General features: G+C 62.1%; 19 protein-coding genes. 5 read left to right on the top strand and 14 right to left on the bottom strand.

Annotated features, from left to right (window positions below; translation table 11 throughout):
* Nucleotide 1: 1 nt before the first annotated feature.
* The 4 genes from NL532_RS26960 to NL532_RS26945 are packed head-to-tail and all read right to left on the bottom strand — an operon-like array spanning nucleotide 2 to nucleotide 2293.
* On the bottom strand, nucleotides 2-1396 hold the full coding sequence (locus tag NL532_RS26960) for an APC family permease (protein ID WP_023668547.1): 1395 nt from the start codon (nucleotides 1394-1396) through the stop codon (nucleotides 2-4).
* A gap of 14 nt (nucleotides 1397-1410) precedes the next feature.
* Nucleotides 1411-1572 carry a hypothetical protein gene (locus NL532_RS26955; RefSeq protein ID WP_023668546.1) on the bottom strand — a complete coding sequence of 54 codons (162 nt, stop codon included), beginning with the start codon at nucleotides 1570-1572 and terminating at the stop codon, nucleotides 1411-1413.
* Between the two features lie 27 nt (nucleotides 1573-1599).
* Complete coding sequence (locus tag NL532_RS26950) at nucleotides 1600-1977, bottom strand: hypothetical protein (protein ID WP_023668545.1); 378 nt, start codon at nucleotides 1975-1977, stop codon at nucleotides 1600-1602.
* Between the two features lie 28 nt (nucleotides 1978-2005).
* On the bottom strand, nucleotides 2006-2293 hold the full coding sequence (locus tag NL532_RS26945; RefSeq protein WP_023668544.1) for a hypothetical protein: 288 nt from the start codon (nucleotides 2291-2293) through the stop codon (nucleotides 2006-2008).
* 283 nt (nucleotides 2294-2576) lie between these two features.
* On the opposite strand from NL532_RS26945, the gene NL532_RS26940 reads away from it, so the two are divergent.
* Genes NL532_RS26940 through NL532_RS26925 form a run of 4 tightly spaced genes read left to right on the top strand, consistent with a single transcriptional unit; the run spans nucleotide 2577 to nucleotide 6361 of the window.
* Complete coding sequence (locus tag NL532_RS26940) at nucleotides 2577-3710, top strand: aminomethyl transferase family protein (RefSeq protein WP_023825990.1); 1134 nt, start codon at nucleotides 2577-2579, stop codon at nucleotides 3708-3710.
* 42 nt (nucleotides 3711-3752) lie between these two features.
* Nucleotides 3753-4349, top strand: a complete 597-nt coding sequence (locus NL532_RS26935; RefSeq protein ID WP_023668542.1) for a dimethylamine monooxygenase subunit DmmA family protein — start codon at nucleotides 3753-3755, stop codon at nucleotides 4347-4349.
* Nucleotides 4346-5311 carry a PDR/VanB family oxidoreductase gene (locus NL532_RS26930; RefSeq protein WP_023828011.1) on the top strand — a complete coding sequence of 322 codons (966 nt, stop codon included), beginning with the start codon at nucleotides 4346-4348 and terminating at the stop codon, nucleotides 5309-5311. Before NL532_RS26935 ends, NL532_RS26930 begins: the two co-directional genes overlap by 4 nt.
* Nucleotides 5312-5320: 9 nt before the next feature.
* Nucleotides 5321-6361, top strand: a complete 1041-nt coding sequence (locus tag NL532_RS26925) for a heme-dependent oxidative N-demethylase family protein (RefSeq protein WP_023828012.1) — start codon at nucleotides 5321-5323, stop codon at nucleotides 6359-6361.
* Between the two features lie 117 nt (nucleotides 6362-6478).
* Here the strand turns inward: NL532_RS26925 and NL532_RS26920 are convergent, their stop codons facing one another.
* Both NL532_RS26920 and NL532_RS26915 read right to left on the bottom strand, forming a co-directional pair.
* Complete coding sequence (locus NL532_RS26920) at nucleotides 6479-6850, bottom strand: endonuclease domain-containing protein (protein ID WP_023701508.1); 372 nt, start codon at nucleotides 6848-6850, stop codon at nucleotides 6479-6481.
* A gap of 153 nt (nucleotides 6851-7003) precedes the next feature.
* Complete coding sequence (locus tag NL532_RS26915; protein ID WP_023687066.1) at nucleotides 7004-7714, bottom strand: helix-turn-helix domain-containing protein; 711 nt, start codon at nucleotides 7712-7714, stop codon at nucleotides 7004-7006.
* A gap of 265 nt (nucleotides 7715-7979) precedes the next feature.
* On the opposite strand from NL532_RS26915, the gene NL532_RS26910 reads away from it, so the two are divergent.
* Entirely contained in the window at nucleotides 7980-9338 is a 1359-nt protein-coding gene (locus NL532_RS26910) for a trimethylamine monooxygenase (RefSeq protein ID WP_023704844.1), read from the top strand.
* A gap of 41 nt (nucleotides 9339-9379) precedes the next feature.
* On the opposite strand, the gene NL532_RS26905 is transcribed toward NL532_RS26910, so the two are convergent.
* The 8 genes from NL532_RS26905 to NL532_RS26870 form a co-directional block, all read right to left on the bottom strand.
* Complete coding sequence (locus NL532_RS26905) at nucleotides 9380-10174, bottom strand: hypothetical protein (protein ID WP_023687067.1); 795 nt, start codon at nucleotides 10172-10174, stop codon at nucleotides 9380-9382.
* Nucleotides 10175-10328: 154 nt separating this feature from the next.
* Complete coding sequence (locus NL532_RS26900) at nucleotides 10329-10466, bottom strand: hypothetical protein (RefSeq protein WP_023696622.1); 138 nt, start codon at nucleotides 10464-10466, stop codon at nucleotides 10329-10331.
* A 4-nt stretch (nucleotides 10467-10470) separates the two neighbouring features.
* On the bottom strand, nucleotides 10471-11271 hold the full coding sequence (locus NL532_RS26895; RefSeq protein WP_023828013.1) for a hypothetical protein: 801 nt from the start codon (nucleotides 11269-11271) through the stop codon (nucleotides 10471-10473).
* Nucleotides 11272-11278: 7 nt separating this feature from the next.
* Nucleotides 11279-13258: an ABC transporter permease gene (locus NL532_RS26890; protein ID WP_023828014.1), complete on the bottom strand. Its 1980-nt coding sequence runs from the start codon at nucleotides 13256-13258 to the stop codon at nucleotides 11279-11281.
* Nucleotides 13255-14334, bottom strand: a complete 1080-nt coding sequence (locus NL532_RS26885) for a quaternary amine ABC transporter ATP-binding protein (RefSeq protein WP_023828015.1) — start codon at nucleotides 14332-14334, stop codon at nucleotides 13255-13257. Before NL532_RS26885 ends, NL532_RS26890 begins: the two co-directional genes overlap by 4 nt.
* 70 nt (nucleotides 14335-14404) lie before the next feature.
* Entirely contained in the window at nucleotides 14405-15379 is a 975-nt protein-coding gene (locus tag NL532_RS26880) for an ABC transporter substrate-binding protein (RefSeq protein ID WP_286487657.1), read from the bottom strand.
* 425 nt (nucleotides 15380-15804) lie between these two features.
* Nucleotides 15805-16623 (bottom strand): glucose 1-dehydrogenase, encoded by an 819-nt coding sequence (locus NL532_RS26875; RefSeq protein WP_050586867.1) that lies wholly within the window; start codon nucleotides 16621-16623, stop codon nucleotides 15805-15807.
* Complete coding sequence (locus NL532_RS26870) at nucleotides 16601-17365, bottom strand: SDR family oxidoreductase (RefSeq protein ID WP_023828016.1); 765 nt, start codon at nucleotides 17363-17365, stop codon at nucleotides 16601-16603. Before NL532_RS26870 ends, NL532_RS26875 begins: the two co-directional genes overlap by 23 nt.
* Between the last annotated feature and the right edge of the window lie 69 nt (nucleotides 17366-17434).

The following is a 17434-nucleotide window of genomic DNA, read 5'->3' as shown; positions in this document are numbered from 1 at the left end:
GTCAATAGCCCTGCGGCTTCGGCCACGGCATGGTGAACTGGTCGCCGCGGCGCACATAGCGGTAACGGTAGAAGTGGAACCACAGCGAGATCAGGAAGTAGAAGGCGACCATGGCGATCAGCTGCGTGCCGTAGCCGAGGAAGATCGCAAAGAAGGTCACCACGCAGAGGCAAAACAGCACGATCGCCGGGATCGGGTGGAACGGGTGCGTATAGCCGCGGCGGATCGTGCCCAGCGGCCACTTTTTGCGGAACATCATGATGTTTATGCTCATGAAGGTGTATTGCAGCACGCCCGACAGGATTGAGAAGGTGATCGCCTGGTTGAGGTCGGCGATGAAGGCGAAGGCGAGCGCGATCGGCAACAGGAACAGGATCGAGCGATAGGGCGTGCGGTATTTCGGGTGCACGGCCGAGAACCATGTCGGCAGATAGCGGTCGCGTCCAAGCGAGAACCACGCGCGGGCCGCATCGTTGATACAGCCATTGGCCGACGCCAGTGCCGCGAGCAGCGTGGCGACGAACAACAGGTTTTCCAGCAGCGGGCTGCCGGTCAGCTTGCCGGCGTCCCACAAGGGATAATAGGTGATACCGAGGTACTCCCAGGGCATCAGCGAGGCGCAGACATACCAGGTCATGGCGGCGGCGATCAAAAGCGTGATCATGCCGGCCATGGTGCCGTAAGGCAGCGAACGCGCCGGCGAGCGCACTTCCTCGGCGGCCTGCGTGGTGCCTTCGATGCCGAGATAGTACCAGATGCCGAACTGGAAGGCCGCGATGACGCCGATCCAGCCATAGGGCAGCGCATTGCCGGGGGTGACCAGTTCGTTGAGCTTCAGCACAGCACCCTGCGTCCAGGGGCTGACCGAGAAGAACAGGATAACGATCGAGACATAGGCTATCGCCGTGATGACGAAGTTGACGTTGAGCGTCATCAGCACGCCGCGATAGTTCAGCCATGCCAGCACGACGATGGTGGCGGCAATGAAGGAGTTGTGGGTGAGCCCTTCGACGCCGGCCTTGGCGACGATGGTGTCGCCGAGCAGGATGGCGTCCGAAACCTCCAGCATGGTGTAGGCAAAGACCAGGAACAGCGCGACGTTGAAGGCCATCAGCGGCCCGACAATGTGCTTGGCCTGCGCGTATTGGCCGCCGGCGGCGGCAACCGTCGATGTCACCTCGGAGTCGATCATGGCGACCGAAGTATACAAGAGCCCGACCACCCAGCAGACGATCAGCGCCGCCAGTGCGCCGCCCTTGTCGGCCGAGAAATTCCAGCCGGTGAATTCGCCGACCAGCACGATGCCGACGCCAAGCGCCCAGACATGGGCCGGGCCGAGCACGCGTAGCAGTGAAACCCTGTCGCCGTGTATTGCCGGTTCAAGCGTGATCGTCATTGTTCAATCCCCACTCAGATCCGGTGTTTTTCGGAAGCGGCTTCAAGCTCGCCTTCGCGCGAGGAAGTCAGCACCTCCTCGGAATAGGTCGTGTCGATCTTGAACCAGTCGTAGAGCATCCACAGCGCAAGCACGACCGAGATGCCCCACGATGCGTAAGAGAGTGCGACCCACATGAGCGTGCTTCCCCAAAATCTCTGGCGTTACTTGTCGTCGAACTTTTCGTTGATGACGTCGCGATATTCGCGGTCGGAGGCGCGGAACAGGAAGACGAAATAGCCGATCAGCACCGCCGCCATGATGATCAGCGTCGGCCAGTCGATGATGTAGTGGAAGCGGTTCTGGATGATGTCGTGCGCGGTCTCCGGCGTATAGCCGAGCTTTTCCCAGATCGAGGCCATGGTCGGGTTCTGTCCCAACGCTTCCCAGGTTTTGGCATCGAGCGCGTCGATGGATTTCGCCGCACCCGCCAGGCCGAGTTTCAATGGCAGCCACAGCGCCACGAAAATGGCGACCACGACGACCACGATATCGAAAATCTGCCCGGCCTTGCCTTGTTCCGGCGGCGTGTAGCGCGACATGACTTCTACCCCTCAGGACGTTCTGTTTTCAGGACTTGCGGTTGCGGGCCGCGTCGGCGTTCTTGATGTCGAGACCGTAGATGAAGTCCTTGTCTTCCTTGTAGTGATTGACCATCGCCAGGATGGCGGCCGTATTGAAGATCAGCACGGCGGCGGCAGCGATAGCGACGACGATCTTGATCCCGGTGTCCGGGATGTAGGGCCATGTCATGACAAGCACGAAGAGGATCGTCGCCCAAAGGCAGATGATCAGGAGCGCGGATCCGCGCAGGTCGGAACGGTACAGCGCTTCGATGCGCTGCTGCAGGTCTGACATCGGTTTCCCCTTTTCCAGCGCCCGACCCCGAATTGGCCGCCCGCTGCCCTCTTTCAACAGAGTGAAATTTTTTTCATAAATTCGGGCCGAATCCAGCAATTGTCAAGCCGATTTTACGTTGGGTTAACCGTTTGTCCCCAGTCGCGAATTTTGCCTGACAATGAAATTATTTGCTTCCGGGTATTGCGACATCAGGACGTTTGCGATCAATATTCGACCAAATGCTCCCGCCTCGCGCAGGGAGCCGGGAACACAATAGAATTTTCGAACGGAGGATTTGCGGATGACGGCATCCTGGAGATTTTCGACCCTGGCGGATCGCCATCGCGCGTTAGGCTCGAAGCTCGAAGACTGGAGCGGCATGGGCACCGCCTGGACCTACGACAAGGACGCCGACGAGGAATACACCGCCATCCGCACCAGGGCCGGGCTGATGGATGTGTCGGGCCTGAAGAAGGTTCACATCACCGGGCCGCACGCCTCACACCTCATCGACCTGGCAACGACGCGCGACGTGGAGAAGATCTATCCCGGCAAGTCGGCCTATGCCTGCATGCTGAACGAGGCCGGCAAATTCACCGACGACTGCATCCTCTACCGCACCGGGCCGAACGCCTGGATGGTGGTGCACGGCTCCGGCACCGGCCATGAGGAATTGCAGCGCGCTTCCGTCGGCCGCGACGTATCGCTGCGCTTCGACGACAATCTGCACGATCTGTCGCTGCAGGGGCCGACCGCGGTCGACTATCTCTCAAAGCATGTGCCTGGCATTCGCGACCTCAACTATTTCCATCATATGCAGACGCAGCTGTTCGGCTTTCCCGTCATGATCTCGCGCACCGGCTATACCGGCGAGCGCGGCTACGAGATATTCTGCCGCGGTCAGGACGCCGGCACGATCTGGGACAGGATTCTCGACGAGGGCAAGAGCGCCGGCATCATTCCCTGCCGCTTCACCACGCTCGATATGCTGCGCGTCGAGAGTTATTTGCTGTTCTATCCCTATGACAACTCGCAGAAATATCCGTTCGAGAACGAAGGCCCCGGCGACACGCTGTGGGAGCTCGGCCTCGACTTCACCGTCAGCCCCGGCAAGACCGGCTTTCGTGGCGCCGAAGAGCATTACCGCCTCAAGGGCAAGGAGCGCTTCAAGATCTACGGCGTTCTGCTCGACGGCAAGGAACCGGCCGACGAAGGCGCACCGGTCTATCACGACGGCAAACAGGTCGGCGTGGTGACCTGCGCTATGTATTCGCCGCTGGTCGAGAAATCGATGGGCATCGCCCGCCTCGACGTCGACTGCGCGGTCAAGGACACCAGGCTCGAGATCCGCAACAAGAGCGGTTCGATCAGGGCGACGGCGCAGCCTCTGCCCTTCGACGATCCCAAAAAGACCAAGCGCACGGCGAAAGGCTGAGGCACAATCGACAGCGAGGGGTTTCGAGGTACGAAGTAGAGAATGGCAGCCAAAACGATCATCAGCCGGCCCATTTACGGAACCCTGTCCCCGCAGCCCGGCAAGCATCATCTTTTCGTGGCGGATGCGGAAGGCGCGCTGGCGATCGTCGATATGGCAAGGACGGCGCCCCCCGGCTTCTTCGACGGCGCCGAAATCGTCTTCATTCCCGGGGCCGACGGCAAGCACGTTGCCGCTCTTGAGGCACTGAAGTCCGCGCAATTTCATGTCGCGCCAACCTTCGCCAGCCTGCTGCCCCGGCTGAAGCAGACGCTTGCCAACGCGCATATGGGCCTGCGCCTCTATCTCGCCGGCACCGAAGGGCTGATCGGCCAGGCCATGCAGGTGGCGCTCGAAGCCGGCATCGATCATACCTCCATGCAGACCGAGCATCGCGGCTCATTGGCGCGGCGCATGCAGTGCGTGCATTGCAAAGGCATCACCGAAAATGTGACGACGCAGCCGGCCACCTGCGCGCATTGCGGCCTGCTGCTTCTGGTGCGCGATCATTATTCGCGACGGCTGGCAGCATTCCAGGGCGTCTGCATAAATGCCGAGGATCGCTCGGAGATCCCTCCCATAGAGGAGGTCTTCCCATGAGCACCGGCACCACCAAGCTCGATGTCGTCGTCAGCGACGTCGTCCCGGTCAACGAACTGGTGACGCGCTTCCATTTCCGCCGCCGTGACGGTGAGCTTTTGCCGACCTTTTCCGGCGGCGCCCATGTCGTGGTCGAGATGCGCGATGGCGACCGCACAAGGCTCAATCCCTATTCGCTGATGGGATCGCCGCTCGACACCCGCGAATACACCATCTCGGTGCGCCGCGACGATGTCGGCCGCGGCGGCTCGTTGTTCATGCACCGGAGCGTCAAGCCTGGCCTGGAGATGGTGGTCAGCTACCCCGTCAATCTGTTCTCGCTCGACCTCAGGGCAAAGAAGCATCTGATGCTTGCCGGCGGCATCGGGATCACGCCGTTCATGGCGCAGACCGCGCAGCTCGCCGGGTCCGGCGGCAATTTCGAGCTGCACTACACCTGCCGCACCGCCTCGCTCGGCACCTATGCCGATGTGCTGCAGGAGCGCTATGGCCGTCGCGTCCGGCTCTATCACGACGACCGCGACGAGCGCATCGAACTCGACCGTCTCTTGTCCTCGCAGCCGCTCGGCACCCATCTCTATGTCTGCGGCCCGGCCGGCATGATCAACTGGGTGCGCGAGCGCGCTGCGGCTCTCGGCTGGCCGGCGGAGACCGTGCACTACGAGCATTTCGCGGCACCCCAGCCCGGCCTGCCGTTCGACGTCACACTTGCCGTCAGCGGCAAGACCATCCGCGTCGGCGAGCAGCAGAGCCTGCTCGAAGCGATCGAGGCCGCCGGCGTCGATCCGCCCTATCTCTGCCGCGGCGGTGTCTGCGGCCAGTGCGAGACCAACGTCGTCTCGCATGACGGCAAGTTCATCCACAACGACCACTGGCTCAGCGAGGAAGACCATCGTTCCGGCTGCAAGATCATGCCGTGCGTGTCGCGCTTCGAAGGCAAGTCGCTGGTCCTGGAAAGATAGGAGGCCAGCTTGGGCATCACCTTTCGCAAGGAAACGTTTCGCGACGATTTCACCTTCAGGAACAGCCCGGAACACATCAGGCGGTTTCCGTTCCCGTTCCACGAAGACGCCTACATGTATGCGGTCAACATCGAGCCGCATGTGGTTGGCCCCAAGGGCAGCGTTCTGGAAAACCTGATCGACGTCGACGAGCACTATGTCGCCGAGATGCAGGACCGTGCACTGGTGCTGGCCGACGATCCGCTGCGCTGCCAGTCGCTGCCGCATATGACGCTGGCCGGCTGGGACCTGCTCGAACTTTTGATGGAGCAACAGGCACTTGGCTATCCCGAGCATTTCACCCTGACCCGCGACGGCGACCGCTGGCGCTGGATCAACCGGCCGCTCGGCATCGACGACACCTTCACCTTCGGCGACACCTCGACACTGCCTTACGGGCCGATGGAGTACATCACCCGCCAGAGCCAGGGTGATTTCTGCATTCTCGATCAGCGCGACGGCAATCTTTGGATGGACGCCGGCATGGTCACCACTCAGGCCGACTGGTCGCTCGATTTCGACATCGGCATGAATTTCTTCGAATGGCACGCGCCGGTGCCGCTGGCGCATGAGAAGGGGATTTTCGTCAGGGCGCTGAAGTTCCTCACCAACATCCAGCAGGGCAAGCCGGCGCGGCGTCTCAACTGGACGATGACCATCAACCCGCGCCTCGACACCAGCCCGGAGAATTACCACAAATGGGGCCTGGACCGCGCGACGGTGACGCCCGAAAATGTCGGCGACAAGGTGCATCTGCGCGTCGAACTGCAAAGCTTCTGGCGCCTGCCGCGCTCGAACGGCATCGTCTTCCCGATCCGCTGCTATCTCATCAAGATGGACGAACTGGTGACACAGCCGAAATGGGCAAGACGACTGCACCGGGTGATCCGGGATTTGCCGGAAGAGCTGGCCACCTACAAGGGCCTGACGCGGTATCGGCCGACATTGGTGGAATGGCTGTCGAAGCTGGATGATGGCAGTGCGACGTCACCGGGGTTCGGGCCGGACTAAAGATGCCCACAAAGCTGCTGATCTCCCCCCAAGAGGGGGAGATGCCCGGCAGGGCAGAGGGGGGCGCCGTAGAGTGCCGGCCCTTGCCCAATGTCCATCCCAGCGCTTCGGCGAAGCTCACGGCGCGCCGCTCAGCCCAGCCACAATCACGACATGCTGGCAGACATTGTCGATATCGCGAATGACATCGTCGTTCCAGAAGCGCAGGACCGTCCAGCCCAGAGCTTCAAACTTGGCGGTTCTTGCGGCGTCCGATTCCGACGTTTCGGCTTGGCCATGCTGGGAACCATCAAGCTCGATGATCAGCTTTTTGTCCGGGCACGCAAAATCGACGATATGGCCATCGATAGGCATCTGGCGCCGAAACTTCAGTCCCATCAGCCTGTGTGCCCTGATCTCGTTCCAAAGCTTGAGTTCGGCATCGGTCATCACCTTGCGCATCCTGCGGGCATTGCGGCGGTTGTTGGCGGAAACCAGATTATGCGTCATCGCGGTTCGCCCCCCTCTGTCCTGCCGGACATCTCCCCCTCAAGTGGGGAGATCGGATGTCACGTCGGCTTTCGCCGATCGCCGATGTTGCAAAGGGGGGCCGTCGCGGAACTACTGATCTCCGCACGAGAGGATCAAGGGAAGATCGAACTCCTACCCCGCGCTCTGCGGATAGCAAATAATCGACAGATACCGCATCGGAAGTTTCGTCAGTTGCTCCGGCCCGTGCGGCGCGTCGGCGTCGAAGAACAGGCTGTCGCCCGGCTTCATCGGATAGAGGTTGCTGCCGTGCCGGTACACCACCTCGCCCTCCAGCATATAGAGGAATTCCATGCCCTCATGCTGGAAGGTCGGGAACACATCCGAATCCTCGGTCAGCGTAATCAGATAGGGCTCGACGACGACGCCGCTGGTGTTGGAGCCGATATGGCCGAGCAGATTGTATTGATGGCCGGCGCGGGTGCCGCGGCGTTCGACATCTAGCCCTTCGCCGGCCTTGACGAAGACGGCGCTGCGCTCTTCCTCGAATCGGCGGAAGAAGGCGGTGACGGGAACGCCGAGCGCCCTCGACAGCGCCTGCAGTGTGGTCAGCGACGGCGAGGTGATGCCGTTCTCGATCTTCGACAGCATGCCCAGCGAAATATCGGTGGCGACGGCGAGATCGGCGACGGTGATGCCGAGCTTCTTGCGGAAGGCGCGCACCTCGCGCCCGATCGCCACCTCCAGCACTTTTTCGCGCGTGTCGCGAATGGCGTGCGGATTCTGCGTCAGCGGCGCGCGGATGGTTTTTCCGTCCACGGAGGCCTTTGCCGGTGGCTTTGCCCTTGTCGAAGCAGTCTTGGAATCGGAACTTGTCTTCGCCATCTCGCCTCCGAATCCCCATGATTATTTCACTCCAGGTGAACATATTCGGTGCCGATACAGAAACGCAACCGCGCAGCAAGCCCCTTAAGTCGAATGGTGTCCGAACAGGATTTACGCCGTCATCCGTTTCCGGAAATCCGCTGGGGCGAAACGCGGTTTCTCCACAAGGCCTGTTGACAGCATCCAAGAGGCAATTACTGTCCTGTGAGTGAAATTTGTTTCGTAAGAGCAATTCCAAAAATCGAATGACACCGGGAGGCCTGCCATGAAAACGCGCGTTGCCGTCATTGGAGCGGGGCCATCCGGTCTGGCCCAGCTCAGGGCCTTCAAGTCGGCTGCCGACAAGGGCGCCGAGATACCCGAAATCGTCTGCTTCGAAAAGCAGTCGGACTGGGGCGGCCTGTGGAACTACACCTGGCGCACCGGCCTCGACGAGCACGGCGATCCCGTCCACGGCTCGATGTACCGCTACCTCTGGTCGAACGGACCGAAGGAGTGCCTGGAATTCGCCGACTACACGTTCGAGGAGCATTTCGGCCGCCCGATCGGATCCTACCCGCCGCGCGCGGTGCTGTGGGATTACATCAAGGGTCGCGTCGAGAAATCAGGCCTGCGCGAATGGGTACGCTTCAACAGCCCGGTGCGCATGGTGACTTTCTCCGACGAGACGAGGAAATTCACCGTCACCGCGCATGACCGCACCAACGACGTCACCTACTCCGAGGAGTTCGACAATGTCGTCGTCGCCTCAGGGCATTTTTCCGTTCCCAACGTTCCCTATTTCGAAGGCTTTTCGACATTCAACGGCCGCATCCTGCACAGCCATGATTTTCGCGACGCCATGGAGTTCAAGGGCAAGGACATACTGATCATCGGCCGCTCCTATTCTGCCGAGGACATCGGCTCGCAATGCTACAAATACGGCGCCAGATCTATCACCTCCAGCTACCGCTCCAAGCCGATGGGGTTCAAATGGCCGGAGAACTGGAAGGAAGTGCCGCTGCTGCAGAAGGTCGTCGGCAAGACGGCGCACTTCAAGGATGGCACCACCAAGGACGTCGACGCCATCATCCTGTGCACCGGCTATCTGCATTCCTTCCCGTTCCTCACGGAAGAGCTGAAGCTGAAGACCGCCAACCGCATGTGGCCGGACGGGCTCTATGAGGGCGTCGTGTGGGAGAAGAACCCGAAACTGTCCTATATCGGCATGCAGGACCAGTTCTACACTTTCAACATGTTCGACGCCCAGGCCTGGTTCGCCCGTGACGTCATCATGGGCCGCATCAAGCTGCCGTCGGTACAGGCGATGGCCGAGCACGGCGCCAAGTGGCGGGCACGCGAAGAGACGCTGGAAGACGCCGAGCAGATGATCTGGTTCCAGGGCGACTACACCAAGGAATTGATGGACCAGACCGACTATCCCGGCTTCGACGTCGAGGCGGTCAACCAGACCTTCATGGAGTGGGAGCACCACAAGGCGGAAGACATTATGAGCTTCCGCGACCACGCCTACCGCTCGCTGATGACCGGCACCATGGCGCCATCGCACCATACGCCCTGGCTGCAGGCGCTGGACGACTCGATGGAAAGCTATCTCCAGGTGAAGGGCGTGGCGGCGGAATAGGTCGGCGGGATGCAAAACAATGCGCCGGCACCGGCCCAGTTTCAATTCAGAGGGTAGTCGGGAGCCGCATCGGTCTCCGTCACCTTGACCCAGACCAATTCGCTATAATAGGCGCCCTCCGGGCCGGTGCCGTACATGGACAGCCTGTCAGCCATCAGCAGATGTGTCATGTCGTTGAGTGCCCGGCCGGTCGGCTCCTCGGGCCAGGCGAAGACGCCGTCGGTTTTGGCGCCGAACCTCACATCGGTGCATCCGAAATCGATCTCGACCTTCCACGACAGCAACGGCCTGATATCGCTGAGCGGCGGGCGCGGCGGATCGGGCTGCTCGAAGTGATGGTCGACCGAGACTCTCGTCGGCACTGCCGGCGTGATGCCTTTGGCTTTGAAGGAGGCGATGGCGTCGTCGCCAAATCGTGCGAGCAGGCCAGCGTGCCATAACCGGTAGGTCGCGCGGAAAAAGCCGCTGACCCGGATAGATTTGCCATCGTTGTTGAAGACGTTCACAGCGGCGTAGAAACGGCGCAGTCGTGGCGCCAGCGCCCGCCAGTCGCATTCGGCCGGTGTCCCCGGCGTCGCGATGAAATCGTCAAGCAGATCGCTGCCGCGCACATTGGCGTTCAGCACCGTGCAATCCTCACCATGGATATGCCAGTGCCGCCGGAGCTCGGCTGCTGCGATGCCAGGCTTGCGCAGCTCTTCCACCGAGGCGCGAACCCGAGCAATCGCGTAGGACGTAGCCGCATCCAACGTCTCAAACCCCGAAACCACATGCTCGCCGGTCTTGGCCATGTCGAAGACGACGACAGTAAAAGGCGGTTCGCGCTGATCGGGCATTCGGCAGCAAGCTCAGGCTGGTCGAGGATGAAGCAGCTTTCCGCGCGAAAATGCGTCAAAGTCAAGAGCTGGAGCGCGGCCTGCCATTTCCAGAAGAGGCGAACTCCAGAAGAGGCGAAACCGTCTATCCGAGCCGTGCTTGAGCTTTCGCGGCTCAGGGGTCGAAGACCGACCGCGATGATGTCGATGGCAGGTTGTTGCCAGCCCGCGACAATGCCGCGACTTTGGACAGTGCGATGAACACTTTCTGGCCGAGATCGCGTGTGCCGGCCACGGGGCAGGTGATGATCATCACTTCAATCCAGCGGATAGTCGGGAGGCGCCTCCGTCTCGGTCACCTTGGCGGTTAGTATCTCGCAGTCGTTGGCCCAGTCGGGGCCATCGCCGCGCATGGCCATCATGTCGGCCATCAGCAGGAACTGCATGGTTCTGAGCGCCCAGTCGGTGGGCTCTTGCGGCCAGGCGAAGATTCCGGCGGCGTCGCCGCCGAACTTCACGTCATGGCAGACGAAACCGACCTCGACCTTCCAGGATCGCAGCGTCACGCCTGGCGGCGGGTAGGGCGGGTCGGGAAGCTCGAAGTAATTGGCGACCATGAGCTTCGTCGGCTCCGCCGGCTCGATCCCCTTGGCCTTGAAGGCGGCAATGGCGTCGTCGCCAAAGCGCTCGAGCAGACCGTCTCGCGACAGCCTGAAGGTCGAGCGAAAGAAGCCGCCGGCCCAGACGGATTCGTTGTTGCCGTTGGAGATCAGCAGCGAGGCGCGGAAGCGGCGCAGCCTGGGCGCGAGAACTTGCCAGTTGCATTCGGCCGGCATCGACGGCGTCGCAATGAAATCGTCGAGTAGATCGCTGCCGCGCACTCCGGCGTTCAGCACCGAACAGTCTTCGCCATAGAGGTGCCAGAGCTGGCGAAGCTCAGCAGTGGCGATGCCGGGCTTGCGCAACTCCTCCACCGAGGCGCGAACCCGCGCAATGGCGTAGGACGTCGCCGCCTCCAGCGTCTCAAACCCCGAAACTACGTGCTCCCCGTCCGGCTCGCCGGTCTTGGCCATGTCGAAGACGAGTACGGCAAAAGGCGGTTCGCCGGGATTGGACATTCAACAATTATCCTAGTCTTGCCCGCGCCTTCGCCGTCCAGGCATTGAACAGCCGGTCTGCGACGATGCCGATGAAAGCGATGGCGAGACCCGCGACAATGCCGCGTCCGGAATCGGCCTTGGACAGCGCGATGAAGACTTCCTGGCCGAGGTCGCGTGTGCCGACCATGGCGCAGATGATGATCATCGCCAGCGCCATCAGGATCGTCTGGTTGACGCCCAGCATGATTTCGGGAAGCGCCAGCGGCAATTGCACGCGAAAGAAGGTCTGGCGCGGCGTGCAGCCGGAAACCTTCGCCGCCTCGATCAGCGCCGGCGGCACTTGCCGGATGCCGTGATCGGTGTAGCGGATCGCTGGCACCACGGCGAACGCGACCGTTGCGATCATGGCGGTGACGTCGCCGACCCGGAACAGCATCACCACGGGAATGATGAAGCAGAAGGACGGCAGCACCTGCAGCGTGTCGATGATGGGCGTGACGATCTTTTCGAAGCGGTCGCTGCGGGCGGCCGCGAGACCGATCGGAATGCCGATCAGGCAGGCGATGAAGGCCGAGATGCCGCAGAGATAGACTGTGGCCATAGTCTTTTCCCAAAGGCCGGTGACGGCGCAGAAGGCGGTCAGCGCCGCGACAAGGGCGGCCAAACGCAGGCCACTGAGCTGATAGCCGGCGAGGCCGAGCAGGGCCACCGCGCCGAGCCACGGAAAGCCTTCGCAGAAGGCGCGCAGCGGGTTCAGTACATTGAGGATGAGCGCCACGCGAAACGCTTCGATCACGTCGAAGAAGTTGATCGTCACCCAGCTCACCGCCGCCTTCCACAGTGGCGCGGTGGTGAAGGTGATCTCCTTCGGCACCGCCGCGAAGGCCGGTACGAACAGGCCGAGCAGCGTCGTCACGACCAGGATGGCGATGGCCAGCGACAGATTGGGATAGCGCCGCCAAACGCTCTGGTTCGCCTGCCGTTGAACGTGGCCTTTTGCCTGCTTATGCGCGATCGCCTGGCTCAGCCGGTCGAGCGCGATTGCGAGCGCCACAATGGCGAGCCCGGCTTCCATCGCTTCGCCGACCTTCAGCGCACGCAGCGCCAGCAGCACATCATAGCCGAGGCCGCCGGCGCCGATCATCGAGGCGATGATCACCATGTTCAGCGCCAGCATGATCACCTGGTTGACGCCGATCATCAGTGTCGGCCGCGCCGACGGCAGCTGCACGCGCCACAATTTCTGCCGCGCCGTGCAGCCGGCCATCTCTGAGAAATCGTCGATCTCGGAGGGCACCCGCGACAGACCCAGCATCGTTGCCCGCACCATGGGCGGCGTGGCGAAGATGGCGGTGGCGATCATCGCCGAGACCGGGCTGTTGCCGAACAGGAGCAGCATCGGGATGAGATAGGCGAAGGTCGGGATGGTCTGCATCAAATCGAGGGCAGGGGAGATGATCAGCCGCTCGGCCCATGGCTTGCGCCACGCCCAGATGCCGGCGAACAGGCCGGTGACGATGCAGAACGGCACCGCGATGGAAATCAGTGCCAGTGTCAGCATGGCGCTGGTCCACTGGCCGAACAGCGCGGTGTAGAGGAAGCAGCCGCCGACCAGCATGCCGAGTTTTCTACCGCCCACGGCGTGCCCGGCGATGAAGGCGGCTACGCAGACGCCGATCCAGGACAGGCGCGGCAGGACATAGGCATCGGCACCGTGACCAATCTTGAAATTCTTGGCCAGCAGGTCGAGCGCGAAATCGAGGGGAACGCCGAGCACCGCGGTGATCGAGCGGGTCAGCCAGGACAAGTTCGACTTGATCCAGCGCATCAGCGCACTGACCCAGTCGGCGACGGGAACGACCGCATCGGCCGGATAGTCGACCGCCCATGGCAGCCTCTCCTGCAGCAGGAATACCACCAGCACGGCGGCCAGCGCCAGCGCCCAGATCAGCAGCCAGCGCTGAACCGGTGGCCTCGTTTGGCTGGCGCTTGCAGTCACCGTCATGCGCCGGCTCTTTGCTTGTCGATGCCGGCCAGCAGTCCGATCACGGCTTGCGGCGTCACCTCGCCGATCGACTTGCCGCTGCCGTTGACCACCGCGAACGGTTTTCCCGAAGCGACGATGCTGGCCGAGAAGCTGGCGATCCTGGCGTCGGGCGAAACCGTGCCGCCATGCTCGGAGCCATCCAGGGCACGCATCAGGCTGCGCGCCGAAATCACCTTGGCGCGGTCGACATCCCGGGTGAATTCGGCGACATAGTCGGTCGCCGGATTGACCACCAGTTGCTCCGGTGTGCCGATCTGGATGACCTCGCCGTCCTTCATGATGGCGATGCGGTCGGCCAGCCTGATCGCCTCGTCGAAATCATGGGTGATGAAAACGATGGTCTTGTGCAGCATGGTCTGCAGCCGCATCAGTTCGTCCTGCATCTCGCGGCGGATCAGCGGGTCGAGCGCCGAGAACGGCTCGTCGAGGAACCAGATCTCCGGCTTGGTCGCGAGGCTGCGGGCAATGCCGACGCGCTGCTGCTGGCCGCCGGAGAGTTCGCGCGGATAGAAATGCTCGCGGCCGCGTAAGCCCACGAGATCGATCACCTCCCGCGCTCTCGTTTCGCGCGTCGGTCGGTCCTGGCCCTGGATGCTCAGGGGAAAGGCAATGTTGTCGAGCACGTTAAGATGCGGCAGCAGCGCAAAATTCTGGAACACCATACCCATGCGATGACGCCGCAGTTCGATCAGCGCCGCATCGGAAATCTTGAGCAGGTCGTTGCCTTCGAATTCGACCTTGCCGTGGGTCGGCTCGACCAGCCGCGACATGCAGCGCACCAGCGTCGACTTGCCGGAGCCGGATAGCCCCATGATGATGAAGATCTCGCCCTGGCGTATTTCGAGATCGACGGCGCGCACCGCACCCACCAGTCCTGCGGCAGCGACATCGGCCATGCTGGCCTTGCCGTCACGCTCGCGGATGAAGCTGGCCGCGTTCGATCCGAACAGTTTCCAGACATTGCGGCAAGCAAGCTTTATCGGCCGCGCATCCTTTGGCGTGCCAACTGCCTGCGGTTCAGTCGCTTCCGTCATCCAATGGTCCTTCTGGAAAATGGAGATAAGACCCGGCCGCTAGGGCCGGGTCCGGCTTCCAGTCAGGCGATCACTGCGCCCAGGCTTTCCAGTCGGCTTCGTGGGCAGCGATCCAGGCGGCGGCGACGTCTTCCGGCGTCTTGCCGCCAAGATCGATCTCGCCGCTCATCTTGTTGAGCTCATCGGTGTCGATCGTGTAGGCCTTGGCCACCTTGTAGGCGATCGGCCATTTGTCCTTCATGCCGGACCAGGAGTATTTCCAGATCTCGCCATGCGGCTTGCCGCAATCATATTTGGCATCCGGGTTGGTGCCCCATTTCGGATCGGTGTAGCATTCGGGCGTATACTCCGGGAATTCAACCCACTCGCCCTTGTACTTGGCCGGCGCCCAGTGCGGCGAATAGATCCACAGCATGATCGGCGCCTTGCGCTGATAGGCCGAGTCCAACTCGGCGAACATCGCCGCGTCGGTGCCGGCATGGATGACGGTGAAGGGCAGCTTCAGCGCCTCGACGCGCTCGTCGTCAAAACCCTCCCAGGTTACCGGGCCGCCGAGATAGCGGCCCTTCGGCGCCGTCTCCGCTGTCGAGAACGCCTCGGCGCATTTCGCGTCCTTCAGCGCTTCCCAATTGGGCAGGCCGGGGCATTTCTCCTTCATATATTCGGGAAACCACCATTCCTCCTTGGCCTTCGGCCCGAGCTTGCCGAGCCGCTCGGTCTGGCCGGTGGCGTCTGAAGCCTTCATCGCTTCGCCGGCCGTCGTGTCCCAGAACTCCAGGCCGACATCAAGGTCGCCATTGGTGAGGCCGGTGGTCAGGCTGGAGAGGTAGTCGGCTGTCGGATATTCGACGGTATAGCCGAGCTTTTCGAGGATACCGCCAAGGATCTTGGCGTTGAGGTTGACGCTGGTCCAGTCGAACAGCGCGATCTTGATCGGGTCGTTGGATTCAGGTGCTGCTGCGTGGACCGGTGATGTAAGCGCACTTGCGGCGGCAAGCGCCAAGGCTCCCATTGATAGGTTCGAAATCACACTGCGAAATGACATGCTTGTTCTCCTGTCAAACCATGTGGAAATTTCTTGATCGTTCCCTTCTTGCGTCTTTTCTTGATTGTGTTGGAAAGGCGGGTCGTTACGCAAGCTCGTTCGCACCAAGCCAGTGCCGCGGCCGCAACTTGCGCAGGCGAAATGGTTGCTCGACTTGGTGTTTATGTGATGCCGGGCGGGCCCGCGTCATGGCATCGGATGGATTGCTGCGTGAGCAATCGTCAACAGATCGATCGCCGCTCCAGCGGCGCTCTCAGACGTGCGAGCCATCAAGGTCCCATGGTCTCGGCCGGCGAGCCCCATCCCCGCCAAGGCCGTTTCATGAGATGAAATTATATATACCAACGTTCATGCGGCGCAACGGCTGATGCCCTGTGCACTACGGAATTTCAGACTGGTCGATTGCCAACCGCCAGAGCTGACGTTCACGACATGATCAGGCCGCCATCGACATTGATGGTTTGGCCGGTGATGTAGGTGGCGTCGTCGCTGGCGAGAAAGCTGACCAGGCCGGACACGTCCTCGCCGCTGCCGGCGCGTCCCATCGGGATGTTCTTCACCCATTCGGCCATCAGCTCGCCGGGCTTGTAGTCACCCATCAGCTTGCCCCAGGCGGCGTCGTTGTAAGCCCACATGTCGGTGTCGATAATGCCGGGGCAAATCGCGTTGACGGTGATCTTTTCCTTGGCTACTTCCTTGGCCAGGCTCTGGGTGATGCCGACGACGCCGAACTTCGACGCCGCATAGTGCGGCGTGTAGATGAAACCCTGCCGCGCCTGGCCCGACGCCGTGTTGATCAGCCGGCCGCCATCGCCATGCTTGCGGATGCGGGCGATCGCTTCCTGACAGCACAGGAACACGCCCTTGGTGTTGACCGCCATCACCTTGTCCCACTCGGCCTCGGTCATCGCCTCGATGCGGGCGATGGTGATGACGCCGGCATTCTGCACCGAAATGTCGACGCGGCCGAATTCCTTCTCGGCGAGGTCGTACAGCGCGGTGACCTCATCCTTCCTGGTAACGTCCATGCGCATCGACGCGACCTTGGCGCCCGCGGCTTTCAGGCTGGCGGCGACGTCCTCGACGCGGGTATCGATGGCGCTGACCACGACCGCGGCACCTTCCTCGGCAAAGCGCTTCGCCATCGCCGCGCCGATGCCGCCGCTCGCGCCGGTGATGACCGCAGTCTTGCCTTCAAAACGCTTCTGCACTTTTCTTCTCCTACCAGCAGACAAAGCCGCCATCGACGATCAGGTCGATGCCGGTGACGTAACTCGCGGCGCGGCTGGCCAGGAACACGGTCGGGCCGACCATTTCTTCCGGCGTCGCCATGCGCCCCATGGGCGTGTCGCGTTCGAAGATCTTGATCTGTTCGGCGACCTCCGGCCGCTTGTTCATCGGCGTCAGCGTGTAGCCTGGGCTCACCACATTGACGCGCAGGCCGCGATCGGCCCATTCCATTGCGAGGCTTTTCGACATGTGGATGACCGCCGCCTTCGACGAATTGTAATGCGCCTGGGTCAGGCCGCGATTGACGATCGAGCCCGACATCGAGGCGATGTTGATGATCGAGCCCTTGCGCCGCGTCAGCATGGCGCGCGCCTCGGCCTGGCAGGACAGGAACACGCCGCTGACATTCACGTCGTAGATATTCTGCCATTTTTCCAGCGGCAGCGTCTCGGCCGGCTCGGCCCCGGCGATGCCGGCATTGTTGACGGCGATGGTCAGCGCGCCGAGCTCCTTTTCCGTGCGCTCGACTGCGGTCGCCAGGTCGGCCTCCGACGTCACCGTCCCGGTCAGCACCACCGCCTTGCGGCCAAGCACGGCGATCCTGTGCGCGGTCTCATCCAGCCCGCCTTTCGAGGCATGGCCGAAACAGGCTATGTCGGCGCCGGCTTCGGCGAGCCCGATGGCAATGGCCTGGCCAATGCCGCTGCCGGCGCCTGTTACCAGCGCTACGTCGCCGCTGAGATCGAATAGTTTCATGTTGTTCCCCCTCCTGAAATGAAGGGGCGCTAGTCTTTGCTGGCGCCCCGCGCGGTCCGGTCCTTGGGA

Source organism: Mesorhizobium sp. C120A (assembly GCF_030323105.1).
GTDB lineage: Bacteria > Pseudomonadota > Alphaproteobacteria > Rhizobiales > Rhizobiaceae > Mesorhizobium.
Note: the sequence above shows the minus strand (reverse complement) of the source record. Positions and strands in the feature narration are given on the sequence as shown.